14 protein-coding genes are annotated in these 11,803 nt (G+C 69.8%); 6 read left to right on the forward strand and 8 right to left on the reverse strand.

Features of this window, described 5'->3' with window-relative positions; translation table 11 throughout:
• Positions 1 to 8: 8 nt before the first annotated feature.
• The 6 genes from NJQ99_RS02655 to atpD are packed head-to-tail and all read right to left on the reverse strand — an operon-like array spanning position 9 to position 3,957.
• Positions 9 to 782 (reverse strand): F0F1 ATP synthase subunit delta, encoded by a 774-nt coding sequence (locus NJQ99_RS02655; RefSeq protein ID WP_269331248.1) that lies wholly within the window; start codon positions 780 to 782, stop codon positions 9 to 11.
• 4 nt (positions 783 to 786) lie between these two features.
• The gene (locus NJQ99_RS02660; RefSeq protein WP_269331249.1) at positions 787 to 1,065 is read right to left on the reverse strand and encodes a F0F1 ATP synthase subunit C; all 279 of its coding nucleotides are present in this window, start codon (positions 1,063 to 1,065) and stop codon (positions 787 to 789) included.
• Positions 1,047 to 1,793 carry a F0F1 ATP synthase subunit A gene (locus NJQ99_RS02665; protein WP_269331250.1) on the reverse strand — a complete coding sequence of 249 codons (747 nt, stop codon included), beginning with the start codon at positions 1,791 to 1,793 and terminating at the stop codon, positions 1,047 to 1,049. The genes NJQ99_RS02660 and NJQ99_RS02665 overlap by 19 nt, the downstream gene beginning before the upstream one ends.
• A gap of 30 nt (positions 1,794 to 1,823) precedes the next feature.
• Complete coding sequence (locus tag NJQ99_RS02670) at positions 1,824 to 2,141, reverse strand: AtpZ/AtpI family protein (RefSeq protein WP_269331251.1); 318 nt, start codon at positions 2,139 to 2,141, stop codon at positions 1,824 to 1,826.
• Positions 2,138 to 2,536, reverse strand: coding sequence for an ATPase (locus tag NJQ99_RS02675; protein ID WP_269331252.1), 399 nt, complete (start codon positions 2,534 to 2,536; stop codon positions 2,138 to 2,140). The genes NJQ99_RS02670 and NJQ99_RS02675 overlap by 4 nt, the downstream gene beginning before the upstream one ends.
• The gene (atpD, locus tag NJQ99_RS02680) at positions 2,533 to 3,957 is read right to left on the reverse strand and encodes a F0F1 ATP synthase subunit beta (protein ID WP_269331253.1); all 1,425 of its coding nucleotides are present in this window, start codon (positions 3,955 to 3,957) and stop codon (positions 2,533 to 2,535) included. The genes NJQ99_RS02675 and atpD overlap by 4 nt, the downstream gene beginning before the upstream one ends.
• 259 nt (positions 3,958 to 4,216) lie before the next feature.
• Between atpD and NJQ99_RS02685 the strand changes: the two genes are divergently transcribed.
• From NJQ99_RS02685 to NJQ99_RS02700, 4 genes are read left to right on the forward strand one after another with little or no spacing between them, the layout of a single operon-like run.
• Positions 4,217 to 5,047, forward strand: a complete 831-nt coding sequence (locus NJQ99_RS02685; RefSeq protein WP_269331254.1) for an NUDIX hydrolase — start codon at positions 4,217 to 4,219, stop codon at positions 5,045 to 5,047.
• Between the two features lie 23 nt (positions 5,048 to 5,070).
• Positions 5,071 to 5,433 (forward strand): hypothetical protein, encoded by a 363-nt coding sequence (locus NJQ99_RS02690; RefSeq protein WP_269331255.1) that lies wholly within the window; start codon positions 5,071 to 5,073, stop codon positions 5,431 to 5,433.
• Position 5,434: 1 nt separating this feature from the next.
• Complete coding sequence (locus tag NJQ99_RS02695) at positions 5,435 to 6,286, forward strand: alpha/beta fold hydrolase (protein ID WP_269331256.1); 852 nt, start codon at positions 5,435 to 5,437, stop codon at positions 6,284 to 6,286.
• 10 nt (positions 6,287 to 6,296) lie between these two features.
• On the forward strand, positions 6,297 to 6,770 hold the full coding sequence (locus NJQ99_RS02700) for a YaiI/YqxD family protein (RefSeq protein ID WP_269331257.1): 474 nt from the start codon (positions 6,297 to 6,299) through the stop codon (positions 6,768 to 6,770).
• A 4-nt stretch (positions 6,771 to 6,774) separates the two neighbouring features.
• Here NJQ99_RS02700 and NJQ99_RS02705 read toward each other — a convergent pair whose 3' ends face one another.
• Both NJQ99_RS02705 and NJQ99_RS02710 read right to left on the reverse strand, forming a co-directional pair.
• Positions 6,775 to 7,746 (reverse strand): MBL fold metallo-hydrolase, encoded by a 972-nt coding sequence (locus tag NJQ99_RS02705; RefSeq protein ID WP_331283240.1) that lies wholly within the window; start codon positions 7,744 to 7,746, stop codon positions 6,775 to 6,777.
• Positions 7,747 to 7,918: 172 nt separating this feature from the next.
• Complete coding sequence (locus NJQ99_RS02710) at positions 7,919 to 9,148, reverse strand: metal-dependent hydrolase family protein (RefSeq protein WP_269331258.1); 1,230 nt, start codon at positions 9,146 to 9,148, stop codon at positions 7,919 to 7,921.
• Positions 9,149 to 9,369: 221 nt separating this feature from the next.
• On the opposite strand from NJQ99_RS02710, the gene NJQ99_RS02715 reads away from it, so the two are divergent.
• Positions 9,370 to 10,146, forward strand: a complete 777-nt coding sequence (locus NJQ99_RS02715) for an enoyl-CoA hydratase/isomerase family protein (protein ID WP_269331259.1) — start codon at positions 9,370 to 9,372, stop codon at positions 10,144 to 10,146.
• Between the two features lie 52 nt (positions 10,147 to 10,198).
• Positions 10,199 to 11,800: an MBL fold metallo-hydrolase gene (locus tag NJQ99_RS02720; RefSeq protein WP_269331260.1), complete on the forward strand. Its 1,602-nt coding sequence runs from the start codon at positions 10,199 to 10,201 to the stop codon at positions 11,798 to 11,800.
• Positions 11,801 to 11,803 lie beyond the last annotated feature (3 nt).

Here is an 11,803-nt window from a genome sequence, read left to right on the forward strand (position 1 = left end):
GCGTGTCCTCACAGGTCGCCTGCCCGTGGCGTGCCGAGCGCGCGGTCCATCGCGGCTTCCAGCCGGTCGAGATGAGCCGCCAGCGTCCATTCCACCGTCTGCCCGCCCGCCTGCAGCCGCACGCCCAGGACCAGGTCCGGCGCACGCGCATAAAGCACCTCGGTCGCGGTGCCGGTCAGCCGGTGGACGGCGCGCGTGATGCTGGCCTTGACCGCCTGCGGCAGATCGAATGCGCTCGCCACCTGCACGCGGCCGCCGTCCTCTTCGGCTCCTTGCGCAAGCCTCCGGGCTGCCGCTGCGTCGAGGGCCGAAAGCGCGTCGAGAAAGCGCTGTGCCACGCGGGCGTCGAGATCGGCGTCGGCGAGGTCGCGCAGCACGTCGCGGCCGAGCGCATGGATGTGATGAGCCGCGGCATGGCGCAGGTCCCGCAGGAACTCCATCCGGTCCTTCTCCACCTCGGCACGCCAGGCCTCGCGCTCCTCCGCGGCGGCGGCGCGCGCCTCCTCCTCGAGCTGCGCCTCGAGCGCGCGGGCTTCCTCCCTGGCCTCGGCGAGGATGCGCTGGCGGTCGTCGTCGAGCGCCTTGCGCGCGGTCTTGAGCGCTTCGGCCTCGGTCTCGGCGGTTTGGCGGGCGTCGCGCGCATCGGCAAGGCGTGCGGCGATCCGCTCCTCCCGGCGCGCCATCGCGCGCGTGATCGGCGCATAAAGCACCCGTTTCAGAAGCCAGACCAGTACAAGGAAGTTGACGGCCTGGGCGGCGACCGTGATCCAGTCGATCTGCATCGCCTCAGCCGCCCGGTACCGTCGCCGCCGTCTCCACGAAGGGATTGGCGAAAAGCAGGATCATCGAGACCACGAAGCAGTAGATCGCGGTGGATTCGATCATGGCGAGGCTCACGAACAGGGTCCGGGTGATCGTGTTCGCCTCGTCCGGCTGCTGGGCGATGGATGCGAGCGCCTGCGCGGCGGCCCGCGCCTCGCCCAGTGCTGGCGCGATGGAGCCGACGGCGATCGTCAGGCCCGCGGTCAGGATCGAGACGGCCGCGATCAGGTCGAAGGAGTCCATGGCTCGTTCTCCATTGGCTCGGGGGAGGAAGGGGGCGTGCGGCCGTTCTCGTCGCCCGCGCCGACGTGGGCGCGCGTTGCGGAGGCGATGTAGACCATGGCGAGAATGGCGAAGATGTAGGCCTGCACGAAGCCCGTGATCAGCCCCAGAAGCTGCATGACCACAGGAAAGAAGAAGGGCGCGATGCCGATCAGCACGCCCGCGATCACGGTCCCGCTCATCACGTTGCCGTAGAGACGGATGGCAAGCGCGATGGTGCGCGAGATCTCGCCGAGGATGTTGAACGGCAGCATCAGCAGTGTCGGGCGCGCATAGCCCAGGAGATAGCGTGCCAGCCCCCTTCGCCGGATGCCGTAGACCGGCACCGCGATCAGGACGCAAAGTGCCAGCGCCGCGGTCGTGGACAGCGACGCCGTCGGCGGCGCATAGCCCGGGACGATGGCCAGCAGGTTCGCCGCCGCGATGAACAGGAAGAGGGTGCCCACGAACGGCAGGTAGGTGTCCGGCCGGTCGGCGCCGACGTCGGCGATCTGGCCGCGGATGGCGGTGACGATCACTTCCAGCATGTTCTGCCAGGGCGAGATCGTCTCGCTGTCGTCCAGCCGCAGCGTGATCGCCCGTGCCCCCACGGCGAGCAGCGCCATCACCGCCCAGGTGAACGCGATCGTGGCGTTGAGCGTCAGGCCCCAGCCCTGCCAGATCACCCATTGGTCCGTGCTGATGTTCATGGCGTGCGAACCTGTCCGGCGGTGCGCGGGTCAGTCATGGCGGCTCTCCCGGCTGACCCAGAACCAGGCGTTGAGGCAGCCCAGCGCGACGCCCGCCAGAAGCAGCGCAAGTGTCCAGGAGATGCGGCCGCCCACATGTGCGTCGAGCCAGACGCCCAGCGCGACGCCCGCCAGTGTCGGAATCGCGACCGCCCAGCCGACGAGCCCGAACATGCCGAGGCCGAACCAAACGCTGCGCTCGCCGCGGGCACGGGCGCGGGCCTTGCGCGCGGCGCTCTCTCCGATCCGGTCGGCGACCCGGTCCGGATCGGGGTCGCGCCGAGGCCCGGTGTCGGCGGGGGTCGTCATGCCGGCGGCCTTTCCAGGTCGATGAAACGGCGGATCATGCTTGCTTCCAGGCGGGCAAGCGCGGCGCGCGCGGTGCGCTCGTGCTCGTCGAGGTCCACGAAGGCCGCGGTGACCTGGTGGTGCAGTGTCTCCAGATCGTCGCCCACGATCGCCGCGCGCACAGCGACGCGAACCTCGCGGCCGGCCTTGACCAGAGTGCCCGTGTCGGTGCCCGCGAACCTCTCCGTCCCGTCGGGCAGGGTGTAGGCGAGGATGCCGGGCCTCAGCGCCGTCGCGAAGCCCGCGTGCCGCGGCAACAGCCCGAAGGCCCCGTCCTGCGCCTCGCCGACGATCCGCGTCGTTTCGATGTCGAGAACCGTGGCCTTCGGGGTGACGAGGGTGAGGTGCATCGTCATGCGTCCGCCCCCTGCAACCGCCTGTCCGCGTCAGGCGCATCTGTCTCCCCGGGCGCCAGGTCGTCGAGGCCGCCGATCATGTAGAAGTCGCTCTCGGACCGGCCGGCGAAGGCGTCTGACAGGATGGCCTCGCAGGCGTCGAGCGTCTGCGCGATGGTCACGTATCGCCCGGCGTGACCCGTGAACTGCCCGGTCGTGTGGAAGGGCTGGGTGAGAAATCGTTCCAGGCGCCGTGCGCGGGCGACGAGCGCGCGGTCGCGCTCCGACAGTTCGTCGATGCCCAGCATGGCGATGATGTCCTTGAGATCCTCGTATTCCGCCAGCGTCTCGCGCACCGCGCGCGCGATACGGTCGTGCCGCTCGCCCACGGTCGCGGGCGTCAGCATCTTGGAGAGCGACTTCAGCGGGTCGATGGCGGGGTAGAGCCCTTGCGCGGCGCGCTTGCGCGACAGGACGATCGTGGCGGACAGGTGCGCGAAGGTGTGCGTCGCGGCGGGGTCGGTGAAGTCGTCGGCGGGCACGTAGACCGCCTGGATGGAAGAGATCGCGCCCGACGCGGTCGAGCAGATGCGCTCCTCCAGCGCCGCAAGCTCGGTCCCCAGCGTCGGCTGGTAGCCCACGCGCGACGGCAGCCGTCCCAGCAGCGCCGACACCTCCGCGCCCGCCTGCACGAAGCGATAGATGTTGTCGATGAGCACGAGCACGTTCTGGTGCAGCTCGTCGCGGAAATACTCCGCCACCGTCATCGCGGCGTGGCCCACGCGGAAGCGGATGCCCGGGCTCTCGTTCATCTGCCCGAACACCATGACCGTGCGGTCGCGCACGCCCGCTTCGCCCATCTCGCGGTAAAGCTCCTCCGCCTCCCGGCAGCGTTCCCCGATCCCGCAGAAGAGGCTGACGCCCTCGTAGCCCTCGACCATGTTATGGATCATCTCGGCGATGAGCACGGTCTTGCCGACGCCTGCGCCGCCGAAGAGGCCCGCCTTGCCGCCCTTCTCCAACGGGCAGAGCAGGTCGATGGCCTTGATGCCCGTCTCGAAGATGCCGCTCTCCACGCGGCGGCGCGACAGCGGGACGCCGCTTCCGCCGATCGGGCGGCGCTCGGCGGCATCGAGCGGCCCCAGGAGGTCCACGGGTTCCCCCAGCGCGTTCATCGCGCGTCCGAGAAGGCCCGGGCCGACCGGCACGGTCAGCGGCTCTCCAGTATCCTCCACCGCCATGCCGAGCGTAAGCGCGTCGGCCCCCGTCAGCACCAGCGCGCGGACCGTGTGCGGGGCAACGAGGCTTTCGGTTTCCATGACGATGGCGCCGTCGGCCGCGTCGAGGCGGGTGCCCGACTGCGGGGCCTCGCGCCCGAAGCGCACGTCAGCCACGCTGCCATGAATGGCGACGATCCGCCCGTCTCCGGCGCGCTCCGGCATGGTCCATCCCCAGCAGGCTTCCGTTCACGGAAGCGGTTCTCGCCCGGACCCACTGGCCGGGCGGCTTGCCGGGTGCAGTCTAGCGGTTCGGGCCGCGCCGGCGTTGATCTGGGTCAGCCGGCAGCAAGGCGCACATGCCCGCCATGTTCGTGCGCCCGCGCTTGGGGGGAGACGCGGGCCCGGTTCCTTTGTCAAACTGCTAGGAAAGGGAGCCGGGCGGACACGCGCCGGCCGTGGGCCGCTGGAACGGGATGGGAAGATGAACGGAAACCTCGCGATGTCCGGGTTCGACCTGGAAGGAAAATATGCCGACGTGGTGCCCAAGCCTGCGAGCAGCATCCTGCTCGTCCGCGACGGAGACAACGGGTTCGAGGTGTTCATGGTGCGCCGGCACCACCAGATCGACTTCGCGTCCGGCGCGATGGTGTTCCCGGGCGGCAAGGTGGATGCCGCCGACGCCGACCCACGGCTGCGCGACCTCTGCGCGGGCGCCGAGGGTCTGAGCGATGCCGACCTCGGTTTCCGCGTCTCCGCCGTGCGCGAGGCGTTCGAGGAGACGGGCGTGCTGCTCGCGACCGAGAACGGGGAGGAGATCGGGGCGGAGCGGGCGACGGCCCTGAAGGATGCCTACGCCGCCGCCATGGAGCGGGGCGAGACGACCATGGCCGAGATGGCGACGCGCGAGGGGCTGTGCCTCCGGCTCGACCGCCTCGTTCCCTTCGCGCACTGGATCACGCCCGCGATCATGGCCAAGCGCTTCGACACGCCGTTCTTCATCGCGGAAGCACCGCACGCGCAGGTCGAGGGCGCGGGACACGACGGGCGCGAGGCGGTGGACAGCGTCTGGATCGCACCCGCCGACGCCATCGCCAAGGCCGACGCGGGCGAGGTGACGATGGTGTTCGCCACGCGCCGCAACCTGGAGAAACTGGCCCGCGCGCACTCGGTGGAGGAGGCCCTCTCCAACGCCCGCAACGACCCGCCCATGACCATCAACCCGCGCGTCTATGCCCGCGACGGTCGCCGCTACATCGAGATCCCGGAGGAAGCGGGCTTCGGTGGCAGCGTCTTCGACGTCGGCGCGGCCTGAGCGGTGGACACGGAGGCCCTCCCATGTTCGAGCGTCTGCAGGACCGCGTGAACGCCGACACCCGTCTGGTGCGCCGGGGCAGGCTGGTCGATGCGGTCGTCCTCGTCGGGGCGGGCGAGACGCGCTACCGGCTGACCTTTCGCGCGGGCCGCATCGAAGCGGTGGAGAAGGGACCCTTCGTCATGCCGGGCTGCACCTTCGCACTCCATGCCGACGCCGAGGATTGGGACCGCTTCGCCGAGGCCCGCCCCGCGCCGGGCTACCACGATCTCTTCGCGCTGCTGAAGCGGCGCAGGCTGCGGATCGAGGGCAATCTGCACCCGTTCATGGCGAACCTCTTCTACTTCAAGGCCGTCTTCGCGGCGCTGCGGCCGGAGGGCGCTTGAGATGGCCGCGCGCATCGAACCCGTCAGCGGGCACTACATGCATCTCGAGATCGAGGGGCGCCCGCACCGCGTCTATTTCGAGGAGGCAGGCGAAGGCATCCCGCTCGTCTGCCTGCACACGGCGGGCGCGGACGGGCGGCAGTACCGCGCGATCCTCAACGATCCGGAGATCACGCGGCATTTCCGCGTCATCGCCTACGACATGCCCTGGCACGGCAAGTCCTCGCCGCCCGCGGGCTGGCAGGAGGAGGACTATGCGCTCACCTCCCGCGCCTATGTGAACCAGGTGCTCGCCGTCTGCGAGGCGCTGGATCTCGACAGGCCCGTGGTCATGGGCTGCTCCATCGGCGGGAGGATCGTGTTGCACCTGGCGGAAGAATACGCAGACCGCTTCCGCGCGCTGATCGGGCTGCAATCGTCGGCGCACGTCGATCCCTATTACGATCTCGATTGGCTCCATCGCCCGGACGTGCATGGGGAGGTGTGCGCGGCGGTCGTCTCGGGCCTCGTCGCGCCCGCAAGCCCGGAGGCCGACCGCTGGGAGACGCTGTGGCACTATTGCCAGGGCGGGCCGGGGATCTTCAAGGGCGACCTGCACTTCTACAAGATCGACGGCGACATCCGCGACCGGCTGCACCGGATCGACCCGGCCCGCTGCCCCATCCATCTGCTGACGGGCGAGTACGACTATTCCTGCGCACCCGAGGATACGGCCGAGGTCGCGCGCGGCATCGGCGGTGGGGTCGAACCCGTCACCATGAAGGACATGGGCCATTTCCCGATGAGCGAGAACCCGGACGCCTTCCGCAGATACCTGCTGCCGGTGCTGGACGCGATCCGCGCGCGGGGATAGACCGGCCCCCATGACACGCATCTACATCGACGCCGACGCCTGCCCCGTGAAGGAGGAGACCTTCCGCGTGGCCGAGCGGCACGGGCTGGAGGTTTTCGTCGTCTCGAACGGCGGCATCCGCCCGAACCCCGATCCGAAGGTCCACACAGTCGTCGTGCCCGACGGTCCCGACGCCGCCGACATGTGGATTGCCGAGCGCATCGGTCCCGGCGACGTGTGCGTGACGGGCGACATCCCGCTCGCGGCGCGCTGCATCGAGGCGGGCGCGCGCGTCCTGCGCCACAATGGGGAGGCGTTCACCGCGGCCAACATCGGCCACCAGCTTGCCATGCGCGACCTGATGGCGGACCTGCGGGCGGCCAACCCGCTGGGGGCGGGGGGTGGCGGCCGGCCGTTCACGAAGGCCGACCGCTCCCGCTTCCTCGATGCGCTGGAGCGCGAGGTGCGCGCGGCGCAGCGGGCCGGAAGCCCCGCCGCACGCTGAAGGCTCAGCAACCCGCGGCGCAGAGGCCGTCGGCCCCGAACTCCATCGTCCGGCCGCTGATCGGCACATGGGCGGGCACGTCGACCGCGGCGAGGAAGGTCGCGGTGCGGGTCCCGGCCACCACCTCGCCGCCCTTGGTCGCCGGTTCGTTGGCGTGCGAGGGGATCACGGCTGCGGGCTTGATGAGGTCGTTGATGACGAAGGCCGCCTCGCGCGGGCCCGTGGTGAAGGTGTCGCCGATGTTCATCACCACCAGCTTCGCGCCGTACTGCTCCGACACGACGGTGCGCTGCTCGGCGGTGACGCCCGTGTCGCCCGACAGATAAACCACGAGGCCGTTGCTGAAGGTCAGCACATAGCCCGTCGGCGGCCCGGCATAGGCCGTGAGGCCCGCCTTGCTCAGCATCTCGCCCAGCATGCCGCCGATCATCGCGCCATTGATGCCGTTCGAATGCACAGCGGGCACGGTCGTGATCGTCACGCCGCCCACCTTGCGCGAGGCGCCGAAGCGCACGAGTTGCGAGTTCTTCGGATCGCCGCCCAGCTCCGTCAGCTTGGCGGCGAAGAAGGAGGGCATCTCGCTGCCGGTCACGATCTTCGCCCCCTTGGCGAGCGCGATGTTGACCGTGTTGGTGTTGGGCACGACGACGGTCGAGACGTCGGGCCGACCGCATTCGCCGGTGCTTGCGCCCGCGATGTGGCGGTCGCCCACATGGTCGCCGTGCATGTGGCTGACGAGGATCGCGTCGATCTTGCCGAGGCGGGCGTCGCCCGCGCCTGCGACCGTGCGGCCCGCGTCGTAGAGGATGCGCGTGCCGTCCGGATCCTCGAAGACCATGGCGCGGTCGAAGGCGCAGAACTCCCCCTCGTGGCTGCCGAGCGGCGTGACCTTGACGGTCGCCGCGCCCGCGATCCCCGCCGTAGCGGCGATCAGTCCGCAGGCGGCAAGCATGCCGGTCAGATGCGCAAGTTTCATGTGTCGTCTCCCCGTTGCGCGGGGTGCCGCACCGGATGTGCGCGTCGGCGGCGCATGCACGGCTTCCCCTGTCCCCGGTCCGCGTGCGCAACAAGCCGGACCGGGTCAGAAGATGGGGCAAAGGCGGGGGCGGCCAAGGGGGCGTGCAGACGCTCCCCTGGCGTCCCGTGTGTCAGAGCGCCGCGAGCGCCGGTGCGGCCATGCCCTCCGCCGCCGCGCCGACGTGCGCGGTCACGCCGTTCTTCACGACGAGCAGATGGTTCGCCTTCTCCGCCGCCATGGCGATGTCGGCGACGGGATCGCCCTTCACGGCGAGCAGGTCGGCCGCCGAACCCTCCACCAGCCGCCCGCGGTCGTCGAGGCCGAAGAGGTCGGCCGCGTTCTCCGTCGCGGCGACGATGGCGTCCTTCGGCGCGACGCCCACCTCCGTCATGTAGGCAAGCTCCAGCGCGTTCTCGCCGTGCCGGTTGAAGGGGGTGCCCGCATCCGTGCCCATCACCAGCTTGCCGCCCGCCTTGTAGAAATTGGCGATCGACTGCTTGTGGCGCTCCGCAACGCGGCGCGACTTCTCCACCGCATAGGCCGGGATGCCCTCGTTGGCGTGGCGCAGGATGTTGTTGACGGCGGCGAGCGTCGGGACGAGCCGGGTGCCGCGTTCCAGCATCGCCTCCAGCCCCTCGTCGTCGAGGAAGATGCCGTGCTCGATGGAATCGACGCCCGCGCGCACGGCGTTGAGGATGCCCGCGGCGCCTTGCGCATGGCTTGCCGCGTGTTTGCGGAAGCGATGCCCTTCGGAGATGCCGGCGCGCAACTCCTCCTCGGTGTAATGCGCGTCCTCCGGGTTGACGCCCGGGGTCATCACGCCGCCCGTCGCCATGATCTTGATGAGGTCGCAGCCCGCGTGGATCTGCTCGCGCACGGCCTTCACCACCTCGTCGCAGCCGTCGGCGACGCGCCCGTGCCGGTTGCCGTGGCCGCCGGTCATGCAGATCATGCGGCCCGCGGCGAGGATGGTCGGGCCCAGAAGTTCCCGCCGGTTGCAGGCGTCGCGCACCGCGAACTCGATATAGTCCTTGCCGCCGCAGTCGCGCAGCGCCGTGATGCCGCCCGCGAGCGAGGTGCGCGCGTTCTGGTAGGCCTTCATGGCGATCTGGCCGGGAGTGAGCGACTGGATGGTCATGGATGGATTGCCCTCCGCCCCGTAGACTAGGTGGACGTGCGCGTCCATCAGCCCGGGCAGGATCGTGGCGTCGCCAAGGTCGACGGTCTTGCCCGCGAAGCCCTCGAACTCGGCCACCGATGCGATGCGGGCGATGCGGTCTCCCTCGACCATCAGGGCATGGCCCATGCGCATCTCGCCGCCGGGAAGGAAGATCCGTGCGGCACGGTAAAGCGTTTGCATCCCTGGTCCTTTCGCGTGTGCGGGGCCGATGCGCACCGGACAGGTGCGCCGGCCCTTCGATGACGTTGCCCAGAGACTAGACCCTCACCTTGCGCGATTTCCAGTGCCGGGTGATGGCGGCAGGGCTGTCGTGCGCCGCAGCGCGCTTGACGCATCTGCCTGCTGCCCGGCTAACTCCGTCGAAACACGGCCAACGAGCTTGAAAGGGAGTGCGCCCGCCCATGTCCGACCTCGTTCTCACGGACGTCGATGCCGACGGCATCGCGGTCCTGACGCTCAACCGCCCGCGCCGGCTCAACGCGCTGGCGCCCGACCTGCGCGACGCGCTGCACGTGGCCGTGATCGACGTCATGGCGCGCGAGGACGTGGCCGCCGTGATCATCACGGGCGCGGAGGGGCGCTTCTGCGCGGGCGGCGACATCTCGCAGATGGTGCAGCCGCCCATCGTCCAGGGCCGGATGCGCATGGAGAAGACGGCGGAGGTGGTGCGCGCCATCGCCAATGGCGCCAAGCCGGTGATCGCCGCGGTGGAGGGTGTGGCCTATGGCGGGGGTCTCTCGCTCGCGCTCGCGTGCGACTACGTGATCGCGGCGGAGGATGCGCGGCTCTGCGCCTCCTTCGTCAATGTGGGTCTCGCGCCGGACTATGGCCTCAGCTATTCGCTGGCGATGCGCGTGGGTGCTGCACGGGCCAAACGCATGTGCCTGCGCGCCATCGAGATGAGGGGCGCCGAAGCGCTCGCCATCGGCATGGTCGACGAGGTCTGTCCGAAGGGTGAGACGCTGGCCCGCGCGCTGGCGGAGGCGAAGGGCTATGTCGGCCGGCCGCCGCTTGCCGTCGCGCTGACCAAGGCGGCGTTCGCGCGCGCGCCGTCCTCCCTCGACGAGGCGCTGCGCACGGAAGTGGACTTCCAGTCGACGCTCTTCCGTACCGAGGACCACAAGGAAGGGGTGGACGCCTTCCTTGAGAAGCGCAAGCCTGTGTTCCGAGGCCGCTGAGACGGCAGGCCCGCGCGCCCGCATGGGCCGCGCGCCGGAAGGGGAGGCTTGCATGGCGCTGACAATGACCTTTTGCGGGGCGGCGGGGACCGTCACCGGCTCGTGCTACCTGCTGCGACACCCGGGCGGGGCGTTCCTCGTCGATTGCGGCATGTTCCAGGGGCCGAAAACGCTGAAGGAGTTGAATTACGGCGCCTTTCCCTTTGATGCGCGCAAGATCGACTTCGTGCTGCTGACCCATGCGCATGTCGACCATTCGGGCCTCGTGCCGAAGCTGATCCGCCACGGCTTTTCCGGCCCGATCTACGCGACCGAGGGTACGCGCGACCTTCTCTCCTACATGCTTCCCGACAGCGGCTACATCCAGGAGAGCGAGGTCGAGCACCTGAACCGCCGCAACCGGCAGAGAGGCCGCCCGCCGGTCGAGCCCATCTACACCCGCGCCGACGGGGTGCGCGCGCTCGAAGCCTTCCGCACGGTCGACTACGACCGCTGGACGCATGTCGGTGAGGGGGTGCGGGCGCGCTTCTGGAACGCGGGGCACATCCTCGGTTCGGCCTCCATCGAGATCGAGATCGCGACCGGAGAGGCCGACCCTGAAAAGCTGCGGATGCTGTTTTCCGGAGACCTGGGGCCCGAGCACAAGATCTTCCATCCCGACCCGGAGGGACCGGAGAACCTCGACCATGTGATCTGCGAGTCGACCTATGGCGGGCGCTCGCGGCCAACGGTCACGCCGCGTGACCGGCGGCGCCAGTTCGCCGACGAGGTCAACCGCGCACTCGCAGACGGCGGGATCCTGCTCATCCCGTCCTTCGCGGTCGAGCGCACGCAGGAGCTTCTGGCCGACCTCGCGATCCTGATGGCGCAGGGGCAGGTGGCGCGCGTTCCCGTCTTTCTCGACAGCCCGCTGGCGATCCGCGCGACGGAGGTGTTCGACCGCCACGCGGGCGACCTGGAGGACACGGCTGGTCCGCGCGATCTCTTCCACCTGCCGAACCTGCATTTCTCCGAGACGGTGGATGAGAGCAAGGCCATCGCGCGGTTTACCTCCGGCGCGATCATCATGGCGGCGAGCGGCATGTGCGAGGCCGGCCGTATCCGCCATCACCTGAAGAACTATCTCTGGCGCGACAATGCGACGGTGCTGATCGTCGGCTACCAGGCGCCGGGCACGCTCGGCGCGCTGCTGCTCGAGGGCCGCAAGGACGTGCGCATCATGGGCGAGGACGTGAAGGTCCGCGCAGAGATCCGCCAGATCGACCTCTATTCCGGCCACGCCGACGGCGACGAACTGGTGGAATGGGTGAAGGAGCGGCTGCCCATCTCCCGCACGGTGTTTCTCACGCACGGCGAGGAAAGCGCGCTCGCCGCGCTGCGCGACGGGCTGGTCGCCGCGGGCTGCGAGGCCGACCGCGTCGTCATTCCGCGCATCGACGACGAGGTCGACCTGCTGGGCAAGGGGCCGGTGCGGGCAGAGCGGAAGGGGCCGCGGCGGCTCGAACCGGAGGCGGTCTCGGCGCTCGATTGGCACAATGATCTCGCGCAGTTCTCGCTCGATCTTCGCGCTGAACTTGAACAGGCCGCGGACGAGCGGGCGCGCAAGGTGATCCTGCGCCGCATGCGCCGTGCGCTCGAAGGGGCAGAGGAATGAGCG

This window comes from Futiania mangrovi, from assembly GCF_024158125.1.
In the GTDB taxonomy this organism is placed as follows: domain Bacteria; phylum Pseudomonadota; class Alphaproteobacteria; order Futianiales; family Futianiaceae; genus Futiania; species Futiania mangrovi.